This window comes from Microbacterium marinilacus (assembly GCF_019753765.1).
GTDB classification, from domain to species: domain Bacteria; phylum Actinomycetota; class Actinomycetes; order Actinomycetales; family Microbacteriaceae; genus Microbacterium; species Microbacterium marinilacus.
This window is the reverse complement of the sequence record NZ_JAIJZW010000003.1, coordinates 181,325-204,626: the sequence shown is the minus strand read 5'-3', so window position 1 is coordinate 204,626 and position 23,302 is coordinate 181,325. Positions and strand designations below refer to the sequence as shown.

Annotated in this window: 21 protein-coding genes; 6 read left to right on the top strand and 15 right to left on the bottom strand. The window is 72.3% G+C overall.

Annotated features, from left to right (window positions below; genetic code table 11):
* The first annotated feature begins 73 nt into the window (after window positions 1–73).
* From K5S26_RS06635 to K5S26_RS06625, 3 genes are read left to right on the top strand one after another with little or no spacing between them, the layout of a single operon-like run.
* Complete coding sequence (locus K5S26_RS06635) at window positions 74–1,549, top strand: APC family permease (RefSeq protein ID WP_221857158.1); 1,476 nt, start codon at window positions 74–76, stop codon at window positions 1,547–1,549.
* A 41-nt stretch (window positions 1,550–1,590) separates the two neighbouring features.
* Window positions 1,591–3,609, top strand: coding sequence for a primary-amine oxidase (locus tag K5S26_RS06630; protein WP_221857157.1), 2,019 nt, complete (start codon window positions 1,591–1,593; stop codon window positions 3,607–3,609).
* Window positions 3,597–4,109: a hypothetical protein gene (locus K5S26_RS06625; RefSeq protein WP_221857156.1), complete on the top strand. Its 513-nt coding sequence runs from the start codon at window positions 3,597–3,599 to the stop codon at window positions 4,107–4,109. The genes K5S26_RS06630 and K5S26_RS06625 overlap by 13 nt, the downstream gene beginning before the upstream one ends.
* 3 nt (window positions 4,110–4,112) lie before the next feature.
* On the opposite strand, the gene mnhG is transcribed toward K5S26_RS06625, so the two are convergent.
* From mnhG to K5S26_RS06595, 6 genes are all read right to left on the bottom strand, one after another.
* Window positions 4,113–4,478, bottom strand: a complete 366-nt coding sequence (mnhG, locus tag K5S26_RS06620) for a monovalent cation/H(+) antiporter subunit G (RefSeq protein ID WP_221857155.1) — start codon at window positions 4,476–4,478, stop codon at window positions 4,113–4,115.
* Window positions 4,475–4,753: an MrpF/PhaF family protein gene (locus K5S26_RS06615; protein ID WP_221857154.1), complete on the bottom strand. Its 279-nt coding sequence runs from the start codon at window positions 4,751–4,753 to the stop codon at window positions 4,475–4,477. Before K5S26_RS06615 ends, mnhG begins: the two co-directional genes overlap by 4 nt.
* On the bottom strand, window positions 4,750–5,313 hold the full coding sequence (locus tag K5S26_RS06610) for a Na+/H+ antiporter subunit E (protein ID WP_221857153.1): 564 nt from the start codon (window positions 5,311–5,313) through the stop codon (window positions 4,750–4,752). The genes K5S26_RS06615 and K5S26_RS06610 overlap by 4 nt, the downstream gene beginning before the upstream one ends.
* Before the next feature lie 70 nt (window positions 5,314–5,383).
* The gene (locus K5S26_RS06605; RefSeq protein WP_221857152.1) at window positions 5,384–6,946 is read right to left on the bottom strand and encodes a Na+/H+ antiporter subunit D; all 1,563 of its coding nucleotides are present in this window, start codon (window positions 6,944–6,946) and stop codon (window positions 5,384–5,386) included.
* The gene (locus tag K5S26_RS06600; RefSeq protein WP_221857151.1) at window positions 6,943–7,551 is read right to left on the bottom strand and encodes a Na(+)/H(+) antiporter subunit C; all 609 of its coding nucleotides are present in this window, start codon (window positions 7,549–7,551) and stop codon (window positions 6,943–6,945) included. The genes K5S26_RS06605 and K5S26_RS06600 overlap by 4 nt, the downstream gene beginning before the upstream one ends.
* Window positions 7,548–10,511: a Na+/H+ antiporter subunit A gene (locus K5S26_RS06595; RefSeq protein WP_221857149.1), complete on the bottom strand. Its 2,964-nt coding sequence runs from the start codon at window positions 10,509–10,511 to the stop codon at window positions 7,548–7,550. The genes K5S26_RS06600 and K5S26_RS06595 overlap by 4 nt, the downstream gene beginning before the upstream one ends.
* A 319-nt stretch (window positions 10,512–10,830) precedes the next feature.
* On the opposite strand from K5S26_RS06595, the gene K5S26_RS06590 reads away from it, so the two are divergent.
* Window positions 10,831–14,730 (top strand): immunoglobulin domain-containing protein, encoded by a 3,900-nt coding sequence (locus K5S26_RS06590; protein WP_221857147.1) that lies wholly within the window; start codon window positions 10,831–10,833, stop codon window positions 14,728–14,730.
* Between the two features lie 94 nt (window positions 14,731–14,824).
* On the opposite strand, the gene hemL is transcribed toward K5S26_RS06590, so the two are convergent.
* Window positions 14,825–16,147, bottom strand: a complete 1,323-nt coding sequence (gene hemL, locus K5S26_RS06585; RefSeq protein ID WP_221857145.1) for a glutamate-1-semialdehyde 2,1-aminomutase — start codon at window positions 16,145–16,147, stop codon at window positions 14,825–14,827.
* A 166-nt stretch (window positions 16,148–16,313) separates the two neighbouring features.
* On the opposite strand from hemL, the gene K5S26_RS06580 reads away from it, so the two are divergent.
* Both K5S26_RS06580 and K5S26_RS06575 read left to right on the top strand, forming a co-directional pair.
* Window positions 16,314–16,541 (top strand): AbrB/MazE/SpoVT family DNA-binding domain-containing protein, encoded by a 228-nt coding sequence (locus K5S26_RS06580; protein ID WP_221857143.1) that lies wholly within the window; start codon window positions 16,314–16,316, stop codon window positions 16,539–16,541.
* Complete coding sequence (locus K5S26_RS06575) at window positions 16,531–16,944, top strand: type II toxin-antitoxin system VapC family toxin (RefSeq protein WP_221857141.1); 414 nt, start codon at window positions 16,531–16,533, stop codon at window positions 16,942–16,944. The genes K5S26_RS06580 and K5S26_RS06575 overlap by 11 nt, the downstream gene beginning before the upstream one ends.
* Before the next feature lie 12 nt (window positions 16,945–16,956).
* Here K5S26_RS06575 and hemB read toward each other — a convergent pair whose 3' ends face one another.
* From hemB to K5S26_RS06535, 8 genes are all read right to left on the bottom strand, one after another.
* Window positions 16,957–17,973, bottom strand: a complete 1,017-nt coding sequence (gene hemB, locus K5S26_RS06570) for a porphobilinogen synthase (protein WP_221857139.1) — start codon at window positions 17,971–17,973, stop codon at window positions 16,957–16,959.
* Entirely contained in the window at window positions 17,970–18,875 is a 906-nt protein-coding gene (locus tag K5S26_RS06565; protein WP_221857137.1) for a uroporphyrinogen-III synthase, read from the bottom strand. Before K5S26_RS06565 ends, hemB begins: the two co-directional genes overlap by 4 nt.
* Window positions 18,872–19,906 (bottom strand): hydroxymethylbilane synthase, encoded by a 1,035-nt coding sequence (gene hemC, locus K5S26_RS06560; RefSeq protein ID WP_221857135.1) that lies wholly within the window; start codon window positions 19,904–19,906, stop codon window positions 18,872–18,874. Before hemC ends, K5S26_RS06565 begins: the two co-directional genes overlap by 4 nt.
* Window positions 19,906–20,610, bottom strand: coding sequence for a hydrogen peroxide-dependent heme synthase (gene hemQ, locus K5S26_RS06555; RefSeq protein WP_221857133.1), 705 nt, complete (start codon window positions 20,608–20,610; stop codon window positions 19,906–19,908). Before hemQ ends, hemC begins: the two co-directional genes overlap by 1 nt.
* 84 nt (window positions 20,611–20,694) lie before the next feature.
* A complete protein-coding gene (locus K5S26_RS06550; RefSeq protein ID WP_221857131.1) occupies window positions 20,695–20,982 on the bottom strand; it encodes a hypothetical protein in 288 nt (95 codons plus the stop codon).
* Window positions 20,972–21,394 carry a phage holin family protein gene (locus tag K5S26_RS06545; RefSeq protein WP_221857129.1) on the bottom strand — a complete coding sequence of 141 codons (423 nt, stop codon included), beginning with the start codon at window positions 21,392–21,394 and terminating at the stop codon, window positions 20,972–20,974. Before K5S26_RS06545 ends, K5S26_RS06550 begins: the two co-directional genes overlap by 11 nt.
* Complete coding sequence (locus K5S26_RS06540; RefSeq protein ID WP_221857416.1) at window positions 21,391–21,711, bottom strand: hypothetical protein; 321 nt, start codon at window positions 21,709–21,711, stop codon at window positions 21,391–21,393. Before K5S26_RS06540 ends, K5S26_RS06545 begins: the two co-directional genes overlap by 4 nt.
* A gap of 157 nt (window positions 21,712–21,868) precedes the next feature.
* Window positions 21,869–23,302 carry a protoporphyrinogen/coproporphyrinogen oxidase gene (locus K5S26_RS06535; protein ID WP_221857127.1) on the bottom strand — a complete coding sequence of 478 codons (1,434 nt, stop codon included), beginning with the start codon at window positions 23,300–23,302 and terminating at the stop codon, window positions 21,869–21,871.

Sequence of the window (23,302 nt, the reverse complement as noted above, 5' to 3'; positions counted from 1 at the left end):
TCGGGCGGCAACCGCCGCACGACACAGTGGGCGCAACCCACCCGAGCTCCACCGATCCCCCTTCGGAGGACCCATGACCGCCACCCCCGTCCGCCCCGAGCAGACGCGCTCCCTGTCGGGCACCCTCGGCGTCGGCGCCATCGTGCTGATGGTCGTCGCCGCGGCGTCGCCCCTCACCGTCATCGGCGGCGCCGCTCCGCTCGGCGTGCTGCTCGGCAACGGCATCGGCTTCCCCGCGATGTACGCCGTCGCCGGCGTCGTGCTGCTGCTGTTCACGATCGGCCTGTCCGCCATGTCCCGCGCGGTGCCGCGACCGGGGGCGTTCTTCACGTACATCGGCCACGGCCTCGGGCGCTCGACCGGCGTCGCGGGCGCCTGGCTCGCCCTGCTCACGTACACCGCCGTGCAGCTGTGCGTGTACGGCTACATCGGCGCGATCCTCGCCGTGACGTTCGAGGGCCTCGGCGTGGCCGGCATCCCCTGGTGGGTCTACTCGCTCGCCGTCGTCGCCGTCGTCGGCGTGCTCGGGTACGTGCACATCGATCTCAGCGCCAAGGTGCTGGGCGTGCTGCTGATCGGCGAGATCCTGATCGTCCTCGCCCTCGTCGTCGCGGTGCTGGCGACGGGCGGCGCCGAGGGGCTCTCGGCCGAGCCGTTCGCCCCGTCGCACGTGCTGTCGGGCGCCCCGGGGATCGGGCTGATGATGGCCATCGCCGCGTTCATCGGCTTCGAGTCGACGGCGATCTACCGCTCCGAGGCGAAGGACCCCGACGTCACGGTGCCGCGCGCCACCTACGTCGCCGTGATCGGCGTCGCGCTGTTCTACACGGTCTCGGCCTGGGCGCTCATCATGGCGTGGGGCCCCTCTCAGGCGATCGACACGGTCGCCGCCGACTACGCCAACGTCGTCATCATCACCATGGGCCAGTACCTCGGCCCGGTCGGCTACGTCGTCACGAACGTCCTGCTGGTGACCAGCATGTTCGCGTGCGTGCTGTCGTTCCACAACGTCCTCACGCGCTACCAGCACTCGATGGCCGGCGGAGGGCTGCTGCCGATCGAGCTGACGTGGGTGCACAAGAGGCAGCAGTCGCCGTATCGCTCGTCGCTGCTGCAGACGATCACCGCCGCGGTGCTGGTGACGATCTGCGCGGTGCTGGGCCTCGACCCCGTGCTGCAGGTGTTCACCTGGTTCTCCGGCGTCGCGACCCTCGCGATCGTCGTGATGATGGCCGTCACCGCGGTCGCGGTCGTCGCCTACTTCGTCCGGGCGCACACTCGGGGCCGGCTCTGGAGCACCCGGATCGCGCCGGTGCTCGGCTTCCTCGGTCTCGTCGGATTCGCCGCCGCCGTGGCCGTCTACTTCCCCGTCCTCGTGGGCGACGTCGACGCCGAGGGCGAGCCGGTGTTCGGTGTCGTGAGCGCGCTGCTGGTGGGGTCCATCCCCCTGTTCGCGCTGATCGGCTACGGCCAGGCCCTCTACCTCAAGCGGTTCCGGTCCAGCCGGTACGCGCGCGTGCTCGACACCATCGCCGACGCCGGCGCGTGACCCGCGCCCTTCCCTCTCCCCGCATCACCCGAAGGAGCACCATGACCATCGACCTCACCCCCGCGACGACCGTCACGCATCCCCTCGACCTGCTCACCGCCGCCGAGATCGACGCCGCTCGCGAGATCCTCGCCGAGGCCGGGCTCGTGTCGGAGACGACCCGCTTCGCGCACGTCACGTTCGAGGAGCCGCCGAAGGCCGAGCTGCTGGGCTGGCGGCCGGGCGACGCGATCACCCGCCGCGCCACCGCCACGCTCGTCGACACCGCCACCGGCGACGGCACGATCGCGACCGTCGACCTGACCGCCGGGGTGCTGCTGACCTCGCGTCTGATCGACCGGGCGCTGGAGGGGCAGCCCGCGATCCTCGACGAGGAGTTCGAGCGGATCGAGGGCTGGCTGCTCGCCAGCGCCGAGTGGCGGGCGGCGCTGGAGCGGCGCGGGATCGACCCGGGCATGGTGCGCGCCGCGCCGCTTTCGCCCGGGAACTTCGGCAGGCCGGAGGAGGCGCAGCGCCGGATGGCGCGCGTGCTCGGATTCCTGCAGCTCGATGCGGAGGACCTGATGTGGGGCCATCCGATCGACGGCCTGGTCGCGCACGTCGACCTCGTCACGGGCGAGGTCTTCGAGGTCGTCGACGTGGAGGAGTACGCCGTCCCGGCCGAGCGGAGCGAGTGGGACGCGGCTCCCCACGGCGACGGCCGCGCGCGCACCGACATGAAGCCGATCGAGATCGTGCAGCCCGACGGCCCGAGCTTCACGGTCGAGGGCAACCTCATCCGCTGGGCCGACTGGGAGTTCCGGTTCGGCTTCGACCCGCGCGAGGGCCTCATCCTGCATCAGCTCGGCTTCTCGGACGGTGGCCGCGTGCGCCCCGTGATCCACCGCGCGTCGGTCGCCGACATGGTCGTGCCGTACGGCGACCCGCAGCCCGCCCGCAACTGGATCAACTACTTCGACTCGGCCGAGTACATCTACGGCCGCTACACGAACTCGCTCGAGCTGGGCTGCGACTGCCTCGGCGACATCACCTACTTCGACGCGACGATCGCGGACGAGCGGGGCGCACCCCGCACGATCCCGAACGCGATCTGTCTGCACGAGGAGGACTTCGGCGTGCTCTGGAAGCACTCCGACATGTTCAACGGCATGAACGAGACGCGCCGCAACCGTCGCCTCGTGATCTCGTTCTTCGTGACGATCGGAAACTACGACTACGGGTTCTACTGGTATCTGTACCTCGACGGTCAGATCGAGCTCGAGGCGAAGGCGACCGGCATCGTGTTCACCTCGGCGTACCCGGGCGACGACTACCCCTACGCCACCGAGATGGCGCCCGGCCTGGGCGCGCCGGTGCACCAGCACCTGTTCTCGGCGCGGCTCGACATGGCGGTGGACGGGCACGCCAACGCGGTCGACGAGGTCGACGTCGTCCGCGTGCCGATCGGGCCCGACAACCCGATCGGCAACGGCTTCGCCCAGCGCAGGACCCGGCTGGTCACAGAGGGCGACGCGCAGCGGACGGCGGACAACCTGGTCGACCGGCACTGGCTCGTGACGAGCACCGAGAGCACCAACCGTCTCGGGCGCCCCGTGGGCTATGCGCTGTACCCGGAGGGCAAGCCCGTGCTGCTGGCGGACCCGTCGAGCGCGATCGCGCACCGCGGCGCCTACGCCACCAAGCACCTGTGGGTGACGCGGCACGAGGACGACGAGCGCTGGCCGCAGGGCGAGGTCGTGAACCAGAGCCCGGCGTCCGGGGAGCCGCACGGCCTGCCCCGGTACGTCGCGGGCGACGACCCGATCGACGGCGAGGACATCGTGCTGTGGCACACGTTCGGGCTGACCCACTTCCCCCGCACCGAGGACTGGCCGGTGATGCCGGTGGACCGCACCGGCTTCACGCTCAAGCCGGTGGGCTTCTTCGACCGCAACCCCGCGCTCGACGCCCCCGCCTCCACATCGGATCACTGCGCCGCGCCGACGGCCGGCGGCGCCCCCGCCGGGGCGCCGTGCCCGCACTGCAGCACCGGCGAGGGCCCCTGCACGTGCCACCACTGATCCTCTCGCTCGCGATGATCGTCCCGGGGGCGGTGTGCGTGGTCTGCGCGGCCGCCGCCCGCCCCCGGGCGTCTCGTACCGCGGTGGCCGGGGCCGCGGCGATGCTCGCGGCGATGGTCGCGATGAGCGCCGGCGCGCTGGCGGCGCCGATCGCGTGGACGGCCGCGCTGATCGCCCTCGCCCTCGCCGCCGCGATGGCGCGCAGGGTGCGGCGAGGCCGCGGCGCGGCCGGATCGCACGAGGCGTTCGACTGGCACCGGCCGATCGGCATCGTGGTGACGGGTGCCCTGATCGCGGGCATGTCCGCCGGCACCGCCACGACCGGCCACGCGCACGGCCCGTCCGCCTCGCTGATCGTCGTGGCCGCCGTCGTCTACCTGGGGGCGCTCGTGACGTGGATGGTGCGCCGTCGCCGCGAGCTCACGCCGCGCCACGCCGCCGAGGGGATCAGCATGGCGATCATGACGGCGGCGATGCTGGCCATGCCGTCCCTCGCCTGACCGTCAGTCGTCGTCGCGCTCGCGCAGCTCGTCGATCACGAGGTTCGAGCCGTGGTCGTCCGGGGTACCGCGCAGGCGCACGTCCCCGTTGCGATAGGCCTGCCGTCCCACCATGTGCGCGCTGAGCGGTGCCGTCGCCATCTGGATCAGCACCACGGGCACCAGGGAGAACACGACGGTCCACGAGTGCAGGTCCAGGGCGATGGCGACCGCGATCAGCATGAGCCCCAGCACCTGCGGCTTGGTCGCCGCGTGCAGCCGGGACGGCACGTCGCGGAAGCGCAGCAGACCGATCGCCGCGGTGAGGCACAGCAGCGCGCCGAGCAGCACGAGCGTCAGCGCGACGAGGTCGAGGATCGTGTCGGTCACTGGTCCCTCCTCGCCACGAAGCGCGCGACGGCGATCGAGCCGAACACCCCGATCGCCGCGATGATCAGCATCACCGGCAGGGTGCGCGTGTGCTGGTTCACCACCATCTCGGTGCCCAGCACGCACAGCACCTCGGTGAGCAGCACGTCGCTCGCCACCGCGCGGTCGAGGATCGACGGGCCCTTCACGATCCGCACGATCGTCAGCGCGGCGGCCACGGCGAACACGAGCAGGATCGCGGCCATCAGCACGGCCCTCACCGTCTCGGGGTTCATGCGTCGACCTCCTTGGACGCGGCGCGCACGGCCTCGAGGTCGGCCCGCGAGCCCACGGCCCGCACGATGCGCTCCTCCCAGAGCAGGATGTGCCGGCGCTGAGCCTCGGCGTCCTCGCGGTCGCTCACGCCGAGCACGTGCAGGTAGAGGATGCGCCGCTCGCGGTCCGCCTCGACGATCAGCGAGCCGGGGATCAGCGACGACGTCACCGCGACGTGGGTCATGATCAGGTCGGCATCGGTGCGCAGGGGCACGGCGATGATGCCGGCTGTGGTCTCCTTCGGCCGGACCACCTGCCACGCGACCGTGATCGCGCCTCGCACCACCTCGAACAGGAACAGCACGATGAACAGCAGGCCGTACCAGAGGTTCAGGCGCCCCGACAGCTCGGCCGTCGGGAGGTGGAACACCTTGGTGACGAAGACCGCGATGGCGATGCCGGTGAGCGCCGCGAGCACCGTGAACTGGCCCCACAGCATCATCCAGAGCAGCACCAGCCAGACGAAGAACGGCAGCTGGTTCCAGAAACGGTGGGCCTCGTGGCGGAAGGTCGGGCTCATCCGATCGCACCCCTGCGGAATCCGGCGGCGGGCCACGGGCACGAGCCGGACGGCGTCATCTCGCGCATCGTCATGACGACTGCTCCACCTCTCCGAGGTCGACCAGCGTGACGGGCTCGATCAGGCCGGACCCGATCCGCTCGCAGATGTCGTACAGCGGCCCGGCGAACACCGTCAGGCCCACGGACACGACCACCATGCCCGCCGTCGCCGCCGTCATGATGCGCGGGATCACCCGGCGCTCGCCGACCTGGTCGGCGGCGGGCGCGGTGCCCAGGTGCTGGATGCGCGCCTCGGTCTCGGCCGAGTCGTCCTCCTCGCGCCAGAACGACAGGTTCCAGGCCCGCATCAGCGCGTACAGCGTGAGCAGGGACGTGACGATGCCGGCCACGATCAGGGCGTACATCAGCGGCGTGCCGACCGCCGCGGCGGCGTCGAACAGCGCGAACTTCCCGATGAAGCCGGAGAAGGGCGGCAGCCCGCCCAGGTTCAGGGCCGGGATCAGGTAGAGCGCCGCGATCACCGGCGCGGCACCGAACAGCCCCTTGACCTTGAGGATGGACGTGCTGCCGGCGCGGCGCTCGATGAGCCCCACGGCGAGGAACAGGGTCGTCTGCACCACGATGTGGTGGACCATGTAGTAGATCGTCGCCCCGATGGCCGCCTCGGTCGCGATCGCGAGCCCGAACACCATGTAGCCGACGTGGCTCACCAGCGTGAACGACAGGATGCGTTTGAGCTCGGCCTGCGCCACGGCTCCCAGCACGCCGACGATCATGGTCGCGAGCGCCACCACGAGGAGCAGCACGTTCACGTCGCTGTCGGGGAACAGCTGGGTCTCGGTGCGGATCAGCGCGTACACGCCGACCTTGGTCAGCAGCCCGGCGAACACGGCGGTCACCGGGGCCGGGGCCGTGGGGTACGAGTCGGGCAGCCAGAACGACAGCGGGAACACCGCGGCCTTCACGCTGAACGCCACGAGCAGCAGCAGGTGCAGGACGAGCTGCACGTTGTCGGGCAGCTCCCCCATCCGCTCGGAGATCTGCGCCATGTTCACCGTGCCGAGCGCGCCGTAGATCACGGCGATCGCCGAGAGGAACAGCACGGAGGACACCAGGGAGACGACGATGTAGACGACGCCGGTGCGGATCCGCGACTCGGTGCTGCCGAGCGTGATCAGCACGTACGAGGCCACGAGCAGCATCTCGAAGCCGACGTAGAGGTTGAACAGGTCGCCCGCGATGAACGCGTCGAAGATGCCCGCCGCGAGGATCAGATAGGACGGGTGGAAGATCGACACCGGGGTGTCGTCGTCGCCGTCGGCCGCGCCCTGGCCGACGGAGAAGAGCAGGACCGCGAGCAGCACGATGCTCGAGACCGCCACGAGGAGCGCTGCCAGCCGGTCGACGTAGAGGACGATGCCGAACGGGAGCGGCCAGCCGGCCACCGAGACGGCGAGCGGCGTGCCGGCGTCGACGATCACGAACATCGCCACGGCGAGGCCGAACGTCACGGTGAGCGTGATGATCGAGACGGCCACCTGCAGGCGACGGCGACGGCCGGCGATCAGGGTGATCGCCGCGCCCAGCAGCGGGAGGGTGACGACCAGGGGCACGAGGTGGCTCGGGCTCATGAGCGGTCCTCCTCGTCCTTGTCGCGGGCGTCTTGTCCGGGTGCGTCCTGTTCGGCGGCGTCTTCGGGCTGCGCCGACGGATCGTCGGGGCCGGTCACGCTGTATGCCTTGGTGGGAATATCCACGGGCGCGTCGGGCAGCAGGCCGAGGGCATCCGCCCCGTCGATCGCCCGCAGCGGCGACGCGACCACGTCGACGAAGTCGGTCGTCGCCTCGTCCCCCGCCCCCTCGGCGCCGAGCACGCGCTCGGCCTCCGCGGCGCGCATGCGCAGGGCGAGGTCCTCGGCGTCGTCCTCGACGGTGTCGGCCTGGCCCAGCTGCCAGGAGCGGTAGATGAGCGCGAGCAGGAACGCGCTGACGGCGAACGTGATGACGATGGCCGTCAGCATGAGGGCCTGAGGCAGCGGATCGCTCTGCTCGCCCTCGTCGCCGGCGAACGGCGCGATGCCGGGGAAGCCCATGACGATGAGCAGCAGCAGGTTCGTCGCGTTGCCGAGCAGCAGGAAGCCGATGAGGACGCGCGTGAGGCTGCGCTCGAGCATCGCGTAGACGCCGGCCGCGTACAGCACGGCCATGATCACCACGAGGGTGAGGGAGACGCTCATCGCTCGCTCCCCGCCTCGGCCGGGGCGCTCGCGCGCCAGGGGGTGTCGATGCCCTTCATCTGGCGGTCGACCTCGGCGCCGAGGCTGCGCAGCACGTCGAGCACCAGGCCGATCACGACGAGGTAGACGCCGACGTCGAAGAACGTGGAGCTGACGAACTCGATGTGCCCGACGACCGGCAGGTCGGCCTCCCAGACGGCCCGCGTGAGCGGGTTCTCGCCGAACAGCAGCGGGGCGACCGTGGTGCCGACCGCGAGGATCATGCCCGACCCCAGCAGCCATCCGGCGTCCGTCGGCGCGGCCACGCCCAGCTCGTACCGACCGCCCGCGATGTAGCGCATGACGAGCGCCATGCCGGCGACGAGGCCACCGGCGAAGCCGCCGCCCGGAAGGTTGTGGCCCGCGAACAGCAGGTAGATGGAGACGACGATGATCGTGTGGAACAGGATCCGGACGATCACCTCGAGGATGATCGACCGCGACTCCGCGCTCATCTTCTGCCCGCCCACGAGCCAGGCGCGCGGCGAGCTGGACGCCTCGGCCCCGGAGGCGGCCTCGTCGCGGGCGCGGCGGCGGGCGGCGATGCGCTTGGCGCGCGGCGGACGCACCGCTCCCGGAAGCCCGTGGGTCAGCCGCTGCAGGGTGTCGCTGCGGTCCGTGACGAACACGAGCGACGCGACGCCCGTGGCGGCGAGGATGAGCACCGACAGCTCGCCCATGGTGTCCCACCCGCGCAGGTCGACGAGCGCCACGTTCACGACGTTCCGGCCGTGCCCGATCTCGTAGGCGAGCTGCTCCCAGGAGGTCGACACCGGCTCGTGGATGCGGGCGCTCGTGGCGATCACGACGAGCGCCGCCATCGTGATGCCGACCGCGGCACCCAGGAGCGCGCGCAGGATCGGCGCGGACGTGCCGTTGTGGGCGCCCATGCGCGACGGCAGACGCCGCAGCACGAGCGCGAACGCGATCAGCGTCACCGACTCGACCAGCACCTGCGTGAGGGCGAGGTCGGGCGCGCCCATCACCGCGAAGAGCGTGACCATGCCCAGACCGGTGATCGCCGCCAGCACGACGCCCGTGTAGCGCTTGCGGGAGCGGACGGCGATCACGCCGCCCGCGATCATGATGGGCGCGACGGCGAGCTGTGCGGGGTGCTGCCAGAGGTCCAGCTCGACCCGCCACTCGGGGCTCGCGAACAGCACCACGCCCTCCCCGACGACCAGCACGATGAAGATCGTCGCGACGTAGATCGGCAGGGAGCCGCGCTGGGTGAGCGTGGTGACGGCGACGGCCGCCCGGTCGATGCCGCGCGTGAGCGCGTAGTAGGCGTCGGCCGCGCTGAAGCGCATCACGCGTCCGGTCATGTCGAAGCCGGTGGCGCGGGTGAGCCAGAGGATCACGGCACCGCCGACCAGCGTCACCGCGGACAGCAGCACGGGCAGGCCGAGGCCGTGCCACAGCGCGAGGTGCGAGACGTGCTCCGCGACGGGCTCGATGGCCGCGGCGGTCTCGGCGTAGGGCGTCAGCAGCGTGTCGAGCATCGGCGCGACGAGTCCGCCGGCGAGACCGAGGGTGGCGAGCACCAGCGGCACCCCGAGGAACCCGATCGGCGGGTCGGGCCACTCGGTGCGGCCGCGCACGGCGCCGTGCGCGTCGCGCTTCGTCCAGAACGCTCCCCACAGGAAGCGCGCGCCGTACGCGACGGTCAGCATCGATCCCGCCGTCACGCCGATCAGCGCCACGAGCGCCCACACCTCGCCCTGTCCGGCGGCATCGATCAGGGCGACCAGCGCGCCCTCCTTGGCGACGAACCCCAGGGTCGGCGGGACGCCGGCCATCGAGGCCACGGCCACGAACGAGATGACGGCCATCACGGGCGCCTGTCGTCCCACCCCGGACAGCTCGTCGATGTCGCGGGTCGACAGCTGGCGGTCGATGACGCCGACGACGAGGAAGAGCGTCGACTTGAACAGGGCATGCCCCAGCAGCAGGGCGAGCCCGGCGAGCGCGGCGTCGCGCGTGCCGTAGCCGATCACCACCGAGATGAAGCCGAGCTGGCTGACGGTGCCGAAGGCGAGGATGCGCTTGAGATCGCTCTCGCGCAGCGCCTGCACGCCGCCGAGCAGCATGGTGAACACACCGAGCGTCACGATGACGGGGCGCCAGGGGTCGGCGTCGCCGAACACCGGCGCGAACCGCGCCAGCAGGTAGATGCCGGCCTTCACCATCGCCGCCGCGTGGAGGTACGCGCTCACGGGAGTGGGGGCGGCCATCGCACCCGGCAGCCAGAAGTGGAAGGGGAAGATCGCCGACTTGCTCAGCGCCCCGACGAGCAGCAGCACGAGCGCCACGTCCACGAGAGCGCCCGTGGGCGCGAGCTCCAGGATCTCGCTGAGGCTGGTGGTGCCGGTCACGGCGACGAGCATCACGACGCCGACCAGCATGACCAGACCGCCGAGCGTGGTCACCAGCAGCGCCTGCAGGGCCGCGCGGCGGCTCGCGGCGCGCAGGTGGTAGTGGCCGATCAGCAGGTAGGACAGGATGCTCGTGATCTCCCAGAACATCACGAGCATCACGATGTCGTCGGTCAGGACGAGCCCGTACATCGCACCGGCGAAGGCGAGCAGGACGCTGGAGAACCGCCCGAGGCCGTCCGTCTTGCCGCGGAAGTACCAGCGGCAGTAGATCATGACGAGAGCGCCGACACCGCTGACGACGAGCGCCATGACCCAGCTGAGCGTGTCCATGCGCATCGAGATCTCGATGCCCAGCGGTCGGATCCATTCGTATGCCGCGAAGGGGGTGTCCCCCTCCAGCACGCGCCCGCCGAGGAAGGCGGCGTGCACCAGGGCGGCGAGCGGGAACACCGCGGCGACGTAGAACACCCGCGCGCCGAGCGGCTTCGCGAGGAGCATCAGCAGGACGGACCCGATGGCGAACGACAGCAGGAGAGGCAGCATGGGCGTCTCCTCGGGCTCGGGTTCGTCAGTGCAGCAGACGAAAGCGGCGGCTCAGGCAGGCGGAAAGGGGTGTTCTTCCATCCTACCCGGGGCCTTATGCCCTCGGGGCACGCGGAACCAGGTCGTTCTGCTCAGTCCATCGCGCACCCCTCCGGAGGACGACCGCGTCTCCCAGAGGGGAGCCAAGTATGGGTAGGCTTGCCTTACTTCGACTCTCCCGACGTCGAAGCGCCAACCATCGCGCCCGTGACGCCGCGAATCCGCGGGCGGGGGGCCAGCGCGGAGCGCGTCGCGGATGCTCGTCATCCGAGAGGAATCCGTGCGTTCCACACCACGCCGGCACAGGCCGAGCCTGTCCGGGATCACCATCGCATCCGTCCTGGGGGCGAGCCTGCTGGCTCCCCTCGCCGCCGCCCCCGCATATGCCGAGGAGGGAGACGACGCGAGCGACGTCGCCTACGCGTCGTTCGACACCCTCCCCCGCGCCTCGGCGCCCCTGTCGCCCGGCACGGTCGCCCTGTCGCTCCCGGTCACGGCGTCGTCCGAGTTCGGCTACTCGAACCGGCACATGCAGACCGTCGCCGACCCCGGGTCGGGCGCGGTCGCGCTGCAGGCCACGAACGCGGACGGCACCCTCGACTCGAGCGTGGACCTGTCCGGGCTGCTCGACGAGGTGCACGGCGGGTTCCCCTTCAACGACTGGGACGCGGGCAACGTCCTCAAGGCCTACGTCTGGGGCGCGAAGGACGGCGCGGGAGTGCTCGTCCGCGTCGTCTCCCCCGAGAAGCGCACGCTGACCGGCGCCGCCGCCGAGGCGGTGTCGACCGATCTCATCGAGCCGACCCGGGTGGTCGCGTTCGGCGAGGCGGGCTCCGGGCTGCTGGTCGTGCAGCAGGAGGACGACGGCGCCTATGTCGCGCAGCGCACCGACTACGCCGCGACGGGCGCCGTGGGCGCCGAGTTCGTGCTCGACCTGCCGGACGCGGAAGAGCGCTCCTTCGCGATCGACTCCTCCTACAGCAACATCGTCTCGAGCCGGGACGGCGCCGTCGACGTGATCTCGCGGTACGCGCCCGAGACCGTGTACACGGTCGAGTCCGAGGGGCTCGGCGTCGCCGACGTCATCGACCTGAGCGGCACCACCGCGGCCGTCGCGGACGCCGACGGCGACCTGGCGCTGTTCGAGCTCGACTTCAGCGCCACGCACAAGCTCGTCGGCACGGCGCGCGTCGACGGCGGCGTCCGCTCCCTCGCGGTGGCGTCGAACCTGTCCGAGCTCTTCGCCGTGCCGGAGGACGGCCACTCCGTCCAGCGCTTCTCCACCTCCGACCTCGCCGCGCTCGACCCGATCGCACTCGGCGACCTCACGGTGCTGGACGGCTCGCTCGAGAGCCTCAGCCGCGACCGGGGCGGCCGCTTCCTCGCCGCGATCGGCGGATCGGTCTACCGCTACACCACCGACCTGCAGCAGGCAGCGTCGATCTTCGTGTACGACGGCACGCAGTCGGTGAACGTCTCGAACCCCGCGACTCGCGGGGCGAACATGTCGTGGTCGTTCGCCGCGAGCGGCACAGGATCGATGAGCCGGGCCTGGGAGTACAGCCTCGACGGGGGCGCCCACTGGGCCGAGCGAGGCGCGTCGTGGGACACCGCGGTCGCCGACCGGGGCGACCAGGCCATCGAGCCCGCCGCCCTGCCCGAGCCTCTGGACGGCGTCGCGCCGGCGCTGCGCTCGGAGGTCGACCCGTCGAAGCTGCACGCGGCGTCGAGCTACTCCGCCTACGAGTCCTCCGTCGCCGTCGCCGACTACGCGTACGACGGCCTCTGGCGGGTGCGGGTCACCAACCCGCTGGCGTCGGTGGCGAGCACGCCGTTCTCGCTCACGATCGCCGACGAGGCCGAGAGCCTCGCCCCGAAGCTCACGCGGCATCCCGTGTCGGCCACGGTGGCACAGTCGAAGACCGTGACGCTCGAGGCCGCGGCGACCGGCACGCCGGAGCCGTCCGTGGCCTGGGAGCGCAGCCTCGACGGCGGGGAGACCTGGGCGGCCATCGCCAACCAGACCTCCGCCACGCTCACGGTCGCCGGCCGGCTGCACGAGGACGGCGCCCGTTACCGGGCGGTGTTCACCAACGACGCCGGCACGGCGACGACCCAGCCCGCCGTCGTCCGCGTGACCGGCGCCGACGCGCCCGCCATCGGGGCCGCGCCGGAGGGCGCGGTCGTCGCCTCGGGCGCGGAGCTCGCCTACGACGTGTCGCAGTACGCGCACGAGTGGCTGCGCGCGGCATGGGGCGAGAACGTGTCGGTCGCCGATCCCACCGGGTTCTCGTTCTCGTCGGGCTCGGGGTGGATCGAGCCGGCCGGCGGCGCCACGCAGGTGGTCTGGAGCGGCGCGGCGATCTTCCAGCCGTACGGCGGCATGAACGGCCTGCACGTCACGATCGCCAACCCGTACCTGGCGGTCGCCGCCGACGGACGCGGGAGCCTCACGGCCGACGTCGCCTGGAACAACGGCGGCGGCATGTACGGCACGGGGGACGCCTCCGAGAGCGACGGCTTCAAGCGCGTCGTGCTCGCGACGTTCGCCGACTCCGAGGTCAGCATCGCCGCCGACGGCACCGCGGCCTTCGCGGGCACCCCTGAGTGGGAGGGACGCACCTACGTCAAGCCGGGGCTGGCCGACTCGACGGTCTACCCGTCGAGCTGGCCCGCGTCGCTCGTCGACTGGATCGACGAGGGCAGCCGCGGCTGGTTCCTCGCGACCGGCAACAGCCGCGACCCGGAGAAGGCTCCCCTGCCGGTGGCCGCCTCGTTCGCCGTCACCGTTGACCCGGCCTCGGGCGAGGGCGAGCCGGTCGATCCGGTCGAGCCGCTCGACGCCGCCCCCGTCGTGAGCGAGCGCCCGAAGTCGACCAGCGTCACGGTCGGCGAGACCGCCACGTTGAGCGCCGCGGCGACCGGGCGACCGACCCCCACGGTGCGCTGGCAGCGCCAGACGGACGGCGCGTGGACGGATGTCGAGGGGGCGACGGCGACGACCGTCGAGCTCTCGGGTCTCGACGTCGGCGCGCACCGCTACCGCGCGGTGTTCGCCAACCGGGCGGGCGAGACCGCCAGCGCGGCCGCCACCGTGACGGTGAAGGCGCTGCCCGTCGTGTCCTCGGCCGCGCCCGAGATCGAGGGGACGGCGAAGGTCGGCCAGAAGGTCACCGTCGCCCCCGGCGACTGGCAGGAGGGCGCGAGCCTGTCCTACCAGTGGCTGCTCGACGGCGAGGCGATCTCCGGGGCGACGGCCGCCGGCTACACGCCGACGGCCGCGCAGGCGGGCAAGAAGCTCTCCGTCACGGTGACGGGCGAGCTCGACGGCCACACCTCCGCCTCGGAGACCTCCGAGACGTCGACGGTCGCCAAGGGGACGCTCGCCTCGGCGACGCCGAAGGTCACCGGCACCGTCAAGATGGGATCGACGCTGAAGGCCGCGGCCGGCAGCTGGACGAAGGGCACCGCGCTCACCTATCAGTGGCTGCGCGACGGCAAGGCGATCGCCAAGGCGACGTCCGCCTCGTACACGCTGGTCGCCGCCGACGCGGGCAAGCGCATCTCCGTCAAGGTGACCGGAGCCCTCTCCGGCTACACCACCGCGGCGAAGAGCTCGGCCGCGACGAAGGCCGTGGCGAAGGGCACGCTGACCACGAAGACCCCGACGATCTCGGGCAGCCTCAAGGTCGGCTCCACCGTCACCGCCAAGCCCGGCACCTGGACCTCCGGCACGAAGCTCACCTACCAGTGGCTGCGCGACGGCAAGGCCATCTCGGGAGCGACCGCGAGCACCTACAAGCTCCGCAGCGCCGACGCCGGCCACAAGGTCTCCGTCAAGGTCACCGGCACCAAGACCGGCTACACCACCGCGACGAAGGCCTCGGCCGCGACGAAGGCCGTGGCGAAGGGCACGCTGACCACGAAGACCCCGACGATCTCGGGCAGCCTCAAGGTCGGCTCCACCGTCACCGCCAAGCCCGGCACCTGGACCTCCGGCACGAAGCTCACCTACCAGTGGCTGCGCGACGGCAAGGCCATCTCGGGAGCGACCGCGAGCACCTACAAGCTCCGCAGCGCCGACGCCGGCCACAAGGTCTCCGTCAAGGTCACCGGCACCAAGACCGGCTACACCACCGCGACGAAGAGCTCGGCGGTGAAGTCCGTGACGAAGAGGTAGCGCTCCGACGCGTCAGGGGCCGTCGCATCCGCGCGATGCGGCGGCCCTCGCCGCGTGCGGGTCCGCCGTCCGGAGGGCCGGCCGGCCGCGGGCCTCAGGGCCGGGCGGCGGCGGCTGCCCGCGCGGCGGCCGGCAGCGCGTCGACGACACGGCCGAGCGCCGTCTCGTCGTGCGCGGCGGTCAGGAACCAGGCCTCGAACACGCTCGGCGGCAGGGAGACCCCGGCGTCCAGCATCGCGTGGAAGAACGGCCGGTAGCGCCAGGCCTCCTGCGCCTGGGCGGACGCGTAGTCCGTCGGCGCCTCGGCCGCGAAGACGGGAGAGAACAGGCTGCCCGCCCGGGAGACGGCGTGCACGACGCCCTCCGCCGCCAGCGCCGCCGACAGCGCATCGGCGACCGTCGCGGCCGCCGCGTCGACGCGCGCGTAGACCTCGGGCGTCGCCAGCCGCAGGGTCGCCAGCCCGGCCGCGACCGAGAGCGGGTTTCCCGACAGGGTGCCGGCCTGGTAGACCGGCCCGACCGGGGCGAGCCGGTCCATGATCTCCGCCCGGGCGCCGAGCGCCGCGAGCGGCATCCCCCCGCCGATGACCTTGCCGAACGTGAAGATGTCCGGCTCGTACGCCTCCCCGCGCGACACCTCGAGTCCCCAGTGACCCGCGGGGTGCACCCGGAAGCCGGTGAGCACCTCGTCCAGGATCACGAGCGCGCCCGCGGCATGGGCGATCTCGACGAGCGCGGCGTTGTAACCGGGTGCCGGTGCGACGACGCCCATGTTCGCCGGGGCCGCCTCGACGATGATCGCGGCGATCCGGTCACCGCGATCGGCGAACGCCTCGCGCACGGCGTCGAGGTCCCCGTAGGGCAGCACGAGGGTCTGCGCCGCGATCGGGGCCGGCACCCCGGCCGAGCCCGGCAGGGCGAGCGTCGCGACGCCCGACCCCGCCTCGGCGAGCAGCCCGTCGGAGTGGCCGTGGTAGTTGCCCGCGAACTTCACCAGCAGATCTCGACCGGTCACGCCGCGCGCCAGACGGATGGCCGTCATGGTCGCCTCGGTGCCGGTCGAGACCAGGCGCACCCGGTCGATCGGCCGACGTCCGCCCGCCTGCACGCGCTCGGCCACCAGGTCGGCGAGCTCGACCTCGCCCTCGGTCGGCGCGCCGAACGACAGGCCCCGACCCGCCGCGTCGCGCACGGCCTCCACGACCTCGGGATGCGCGTGGCCGAGCAGCGCGGGGCCCCACGAGGCCACCAGGTCGACGTACTCGCGGCCGGCGGCGTCGGTGACGTACGCCCCTCGTGCGGACTGGAGGAAGCGCGGCGTCCCGCCCACCGCCCCGTACGCCCGCACCGGCGAGTTGACCCCGCCGGGGATGACCTCACGGGCGTGGGCGAACAGTGAGTCGTTGCGATCTGCCATGGGATCCATTGTCTCGCGTATCCCCGACCTGGATCGTCGGCAAGATGCGACAACTCGGAACCGGCGCACTATCGGATGCGCCGAGCGAAGCGCGTGACCGAGGCCTTCCGTCCATCGCTGGATTAGTATTACATCGAGGACACGAGACGTAATACATGGAGGGCGCATGAAGCTCAACAGCAAGGGGCAGGTGACGATCCCCGCCTCTCTGCGCCACAAGCTCGGGTTCGCAGAGGGCGACGAGGTCGACGTCGTAGAGGACGGCACGACCCTCCGCATCGTCCGCAGCGAGCCTGGTCTGAGCGCGGCGGAGCGCTGGATCCGCCTGGTCCGCGGGAGCGCGAGTCGCGGCATGAGCACGGACGAGGTCATGAGGCTGACGCGTGGAGACTGAGGGCACGCTCGTCGACTCGAACGTGATCCTGGACGTGTTGACGGGTGACACCGAGTGGGAGGGGTGGTCGTCCGCCGCCCTCGCCCACGCGGCCGATGAAGGACCGCTCGTCATCAACCCGATCGTGTTCGCCGAGGTGTCGGTCCGCTTCAAGACGCCAGCGGACGCGGATGCCGCACTACCCGAGAGCGTCTTCCGCCGTGATCCGCTGCCGTACGGGGGCGGGTTCCTGGCCGGCAAGGCGTTCGCTCGGTATCGCCGACGCGGGGGAGCGCGCGTGACGCCGCTTCCCGACTTCTACATCGGCGCTCACGCAGCGCACCAGGGACTCGTGCTCCTCACCCGCGACGCACGGCGCTACCGGACGTACTTCCCGGGCGTCACGCTCGTCGCGCCCGCCTGAGGGCCGGAGAACCTAGAGCTGCTCGCGGAGCCAGCCCGCCGCCTCGACGGCCCAATAGGTGAGGATCGCGTCGGCGCCGGCACGACGGATGCCGAGGAGCGACTCCAGGATCGCGCCGCGGCGGTCGATCCAGCCGTTCGCCGCGGCCGCCTCGACCATCGAGTACTCGCCCGACACCTGATAGGCCCACACCGGCACGTCGACGGACGCGCGCACCTCGGCCAGCACGTCGAGGTAGGGCAGGGCGGGCTTGACCATCACGACGTCGGCACCCTCCTCGACATCGAGCAGCGCCTCCTTCACGCCCTCGCGACCGTTGCCCGGATCCATCTGATAGGTGCGACGGTCGCCCGTGAGCTGCGAGTCGACGGCCTCCCGGAAGGGCCCGTAGAACGCACCGGCGTACTTCGCCGAGTACGCGAGGATGAGCGTGTCGATGAACCCCTCGGCGTCCAGCGCCTCGCGCACGGCGGCGACCTGGCCGTCCATCATCCCGGACAGGCCGAGCAGGTGGGAGCCGGCCCGTGCCTGCGCCAACCCCATCGCGGCGTAGCGCTCCAGCGTCGCGTCGTTGTCCACGCGGACCTGATCGGGTCGGCGGCCGGCGGTCGCCTCCTCGTCAGCCACGAGCACACCGCAGTGGCCGTGGTCGGTGAACTCGTCGAGGCAGAGGTCGGTCTGCACGACCAGCGCGTCGCCGACCTCCGCGACGACCGCCTCTGTCGCGACGTTGAGGATCCCTCTCGGGTCGTCGGCACCGGACCCCGTCGCGTCCCGGACCGCCGGCACGCCGAACAGCATGAGCCCGCCCACGCCCGCCTCGGCGGCCTCGACGGCGGCGCGGCGGAGCGAGTCGATCGTGTGCTGCTGGACGCCCGGCATCGACGAGATCGCCGTGGCCTCGGCGATGCCCTCCCGCACGAACGCCGGCAGCACGAGCTGCGACGGCACGAGGTGCGTCTCGTGCATCAGGCGGCGCACCGCGGGCGACCGGCGCAGCCGGCGCGGGCGATGCACCGGGAAGCTCATCGGTCGGTCTCCGTGCGTGCCGCGGCGATCGTGTCGATCGCTCCGGTCGGCGTGGCGTCGAGCGTGCGGATCGTGCCGGTCGGCACCGGGCCGGTGTCGGGCACCGCCGCCGCCTCGGGCGTCAGCTCCGGCACCGGGATGTCGGCGAGCGCGCGGATGAGCGAGTCGATGGTCTGCTCGGGTGCGATCACGTGGATCGGTAGGCCGAGCAGATCGGCGTCGTGCGCGGTGCGCGGGCCGATCGCGGCGATGACGGTCGTGTCGGGGATCTCGGGGAACTGGTCGCGCACCTGCTGGGCGACCGATCCGCTCGTGACCAGGATCGCGTTGATGCGGCCCGAGAGCACGTCGCGCACGACGGAGTCCTTGGCCGGCAGCCCCACGGTGCGGTAGGCGACGACGCTGCGGACGTCGTGCCCCGCCTCCATGAGCATGTTCGTCAGCACGGGCTTGGCGATCTCGCTGCGCAGCGTGAGGACGCGCCGCGGCTGCGGCTCGAGCTCGTTCATCTGCCGCGCCATGCCGGCCGCGGAGTTGTCGCTGTCGGGCACGAGATCCACGCGGTAGCCGACGGCGGTCAGGGCCGCCGCCGTCGTCTCGCCCACGGCCGCGACCTTCGTCGACTCCGGGATCTTCGCGTCGTACGCGTGCAGCACGTCGACGGTCGTCGCGCTGGTGACGGTGAGCCAGTCGAACCCGCCGTCGGCGAGGTCGCCGAGCGCACGCTCGAGCGTGGCGGAGTCGTCGGTCGGCGCGAAGTTGATGAGCGGCGCGATGACCGGCACCGCGCCCTGGCCGCGCAGCGTGGCGGCGACGCTGTCGCCCCACGGGCCGCCTCGGGGCACGAGGACGCGCCAGCCCGTCAAGGGCTTGTGCGGTCGGTGGCTGGGGGTTGTGTTCATGAGGGGGACTCTCGCGATACGAGGTCGGCCGCCCCACGTTCGAGCAGCCGACGTGCGACATCGGATCCGATGTCGCGCGCGTGGTCGATCTGATCCACGCCATCGGCAGCATCCGCGCCGTTGCCGCTGCCTGTGTCCCGAATATACCCCCAGCCCGTCACGCGTGTGTCCACCCGCTCGCGGGACTCCCACTCGACGACGCGCTCGCCCCGCAGCCCGTAGACGACCGCCTGCACCCGCAGCTCGTCGTCCTCGATCCGGGCGTGGACGCCGACGGGGGCGTGGCATCCGGCCTCGATGCCGGCCAGCACCGTGCGCTCGACCGTCACCGCGAACCGCGTACGGGGGTCGTCCAGCTGACGCAGCGCGGCAGCCAGCTCGGGGTCGGCGTCGGCGCGCGTCTCGACGGCCAGCGCGCCCTGGCCGGCGGCCGTCGGCCAGGCGTCGAGATCGCGGTGCTCGAGGCGCAGAGGCGTGCGGGCGTCGAGCCGGTCGAGGCCCGCGGCGGCCAGCACGATCGCGGAGAGCTCTCCGTCGATCACGCGCTGCATGCGCGACTCGACGTTGCCGCGGAGGTCGTGCAGCTCGACGTCGGCGTTGGCGCGCAGGACCTGAGCCATCCGCCGGGGCGAGCCCGTGCCGATGCGGGCGCCCGGGGCGAGGTCTGCGAGCGGCGTGCCCTCGCGGGTCAGGACGACGTCACGCGCGTCGGCACGCACGGGGTTGGCGGCGATCACGAGGCCGTCGGGCTGGGCCGTCGGCAGGTCTTTCAGCGAGTGGACGAGCAGGTCGCACTCCCCCGCCAGCAGCGCCTCGCGCAGGCGGGTGGCGAAGACGCCCGTGCCGCCGAGCTGCGACAGCGACGCGCGGTTGGTGTCGCCCTCCGACACGATCGGCACGAGCTCGACGCGACGGCCCGACACCTCCTCGAGCGCCCGCGCCACGTGCCCGGACTGGGTCATCGCGAGCGCGCTGCGCCGCGTCCCCAGGCGGATCGGCGGCGCGCTCGCCGACGAGGCGGCGGGGCTCATCACTGCAGGATCTCGGCGATCTCGGAGATCTCGATCCGGCGCCCCGTGAAGAACGGGACCTCCTCGCGCACGTGGCGGCGTGCCTCGGTATAGCGCAGCTCGCGCATCATGTCGACGAGGTCGGTGAGCTCGTCGGCCTCCATCGGCAGCATCCACTCGTAGTCGCCCAGCGCGAACGATGCCATCGTGTTCGCGGTGACGCCGCGGAACGCCGCGCCCTTCTTGCCGTGGTCGACCAGCATGTGCCGCCGCTCCTCCTCCGGCAGGAGGTACCACTCGTAGCTGCGCACGAACGGGTAGACCGTCAGCCACTGCTTCGCGGCGATCCCGCGCAGGTACCCCGGAACGTGCCGCTTGTTGAACTCGGCGTCCCGGTGCACGGACATCGCGTTCCACGTCGGCAGCAGCGTGCGCAGCAGCTCGGTGCGGCGCAGCCGTCGGACGGCGCGCTGCAGGTCCTGTGCCACCGGGCCGTGGACCCAGACCATCAGGTCGGCGTCGGCGCGCAGGCCGCTGACGTCGTAGAAGCCCCGCACCGTGACGTCGCCGTCCGACAGGAACGAGACGATGTTCTCGAGCTCGATCTCGTCGGCGTCGCCCAGCGGGTGGGCGGGGTCTCGGCGCCATACGGCGAAGAGGCTGTAGTTGTCGCCGACGATCTCGGGCTCGTCAGCCGCAGGGGAACCAGGGTGAAGCTCAGCCATGGGTCCATCCTCCCCCTCCCGACACGCGCGGCCAAATGGGTTCGCCCCGAAAGGAGGCCCCGAGCGCCCGGGCGCCCGGATCCGTCAGCGCGCGACGAGCCGGGCGACGCCCCAGACGGCGGCACCCAGCGCGGCGGCCACACCGGCGACGACCGCGATGCCCGCGGCCGGGTTGCGCCGGGTGAGACGCCGGACGCCCGCGACGCCGTCCTCGACCTTCTCCGCGGCACGCGCGGGGAGGTTCGCCTTGTGCTCGATCGCGGCCAGCGCCGCCGACAGCTCGGCGCGGGCGCGCTCCACGGGGTCGCTGATGCCGCTCGGCACCACCGTTCGCGCGGTCTGCGTGGTGTACGCGAGGCTCTCAGAACTCATCGGCGACATCCTTCACGATCTTCCCGTCGGTGTGGGCGGCCTGGATCGGCCCCTCGCGCTTGCCGATGCGTCGGTAGAAGACGAGGCCGGCGAAGCCCGCCGCGATGGCCAGGACGACCCCCACGCCCATCACGATCAGGGCGGACGCCCACACCGGCAGCCACAGCGAGAGCAGCGCGATGAGGAACGTCAGGAACACCGGGATGACCCAGGCGATGAAGAACAGGGCCACGAACATCAGGCCCGTGCCGATGCCTGCGTCCTTCGCGGTCTTGACCAGCCAGCCCTTGACCGCGTTGAACTCGGCGACGACGAGGTTCTTGACGAGCTGCGGCACGTCTCCGATGAGGCGGAACAGCCCGTCGTCGGCGCGGTCGCGCACGGGGGACGGCCCGTGGTGCGGCTCGGTCATCGGTCGTCCGCCGCCTTCCTCACGTCGTCGGCGGCGTCCTTGGTGGCGTCGAGCGCCGCGTCGAGCTTGCTGCCCGGCGTGCCCTGCTTCGACACGGCCTTCGAGACCCCGACGACCCCGTTCCACGCGGCTCGCGGCAACGCGAGGGCGCTGGAGGTGGCGAGCTTCTTGGCCTTCGCGACCTGCTCCTGCACCGGATCGAGGCTCCAGACCTTCAGCGCCTGCGTCTTGATCTGCTCGTACCGCTCGCGGCCCGCTCGGGTTCCGAGCACGTAGCCCGCACCGAGTCCGATCACGAGTCCCAATTTCCCCCGCATGGGTTCTCCTCACGTGTCTCCGGTCGCGCGCCGCGCGACGCCGCGATTGATCCGTGGATGCTGCGTCGCAAGCCAGGCTATCCCCGTATGCCGAGAAGGGCATCCGGTTGCGGTGGGCAGGACTACGCGCTAAAGGGGACGCGCCGCGCGGCGGCGGTCAGAACAGCGCGGCGGCGCGCAGGCGGTCGGCCTCGGCGACCGCATCCGGCACCACCTGCGCCAGCCCCGTGCCCGCGAGCCACGCGCCGACCGCCCCGAGGGTCGGAACGGACCGGATCGCCGCGCGCGTGCGGTCGGTCGCCTCGCGCAGGCCGATCGTGGCCGCCGGCTGCGACTGCGAGAAGCGCTCGATCGCGTACCCCTGCAGCTGCGCCGGCGTCAGGCTCACCCCCAGCAGCGCGGACGCCTCCTCGAGGGCGAGGGCGGCGATGCGCTCGGGGTCGAGCCCGGAGGTGACCGGAGCCTCGTCCTGCGCGCCGAACGAGACACGCACCACGTGACGGCCGGCCGCACGCTCGGCGACCCAGGACCACTTCGCCGTCGCGTGGGTGAGCGCCTTGGCGCGGAACGCCCCGGGCACGGTGAGCACGCCGGTTCCCCGGGGTGCCGCGTCGAGCGCGGGCGCCTCGACCACGAGCGTGACGATGTGCACGACGGGCCCGGGGCGCTCCGGCTCCTCCGCCAGCCCGGCGACGTGCGGCGCGAGCAGGCGTCGCGCCGGGCCCTCCTCGGTCGCGACCAGGACGACGTCGGCGTCGATGCTCTCGTCGCCCGCGACGGCGGTCCACCCGTCGTCCCCGCGGCGCAGCTCGTCGACCGGCAGGTCGGTGCGCACGTCGACGCCGAGGTCGCGCGCGGCCGACGCGAGCGCGTCGACGAGCCGCCCCATGCCGCCGTCGAGCCCCTGCACCGCGGCGCCGGGCTTGCGGCCCTCCCGCGGGGCCGCGAGCTCCGCGACCGCGCCGGTGAGGGAGCCGGCCCTCGTGAGGGCCGCGTTCAGCCCCGGGGCGGCGACGTCCACGTCGATGTCGTCGGGCCTGGCCGAGTAGACGCCGGTCGTCACCGGGGCCACCAGGCGCTCGAGCACGGCGGGACCGAGCCGCGACCTGACCAGTCGGCCGAGGCTGTGCTCATGGCCGATCGTGAGGGGCGGGCGCAGCCGGTCGAGGTACGCGCGCCAGGCCCCTCGCCAGCCGATCACGCGCCGCACGTCGTCCGCGAACGGGTTCGCAGGGATGCCGAGCACGCCGCCGCGGGGCAGCGGGGCGGCGCCCGCCCGCCCCGGCAGACCGGCGACCCAGGCGCCGGCGGGGTTCGGGGCGACGACGGCATCGCCGAGGCCCAGCTCGTCCACGAGACGCCGCACGTGTCCGCCGCGGGTCGCGAAGCTCTCGGCACCGAGGTCGAGCGGCACGCCCGCGACCTCGCCCGAGCGGATCGCGCCGCCGAGCGAGGCGGTCGCCTCCAGCACCGTCACCGTCATCCCGAGCTTGGCGAACTCCCGCGCGGCGACGAGCCCGCCGATGCCGCCTCCGACGACGACCACACGGGTCGCGCTCGCCTGCTCGTGGAGGTGCTCGAGGTCGACCAT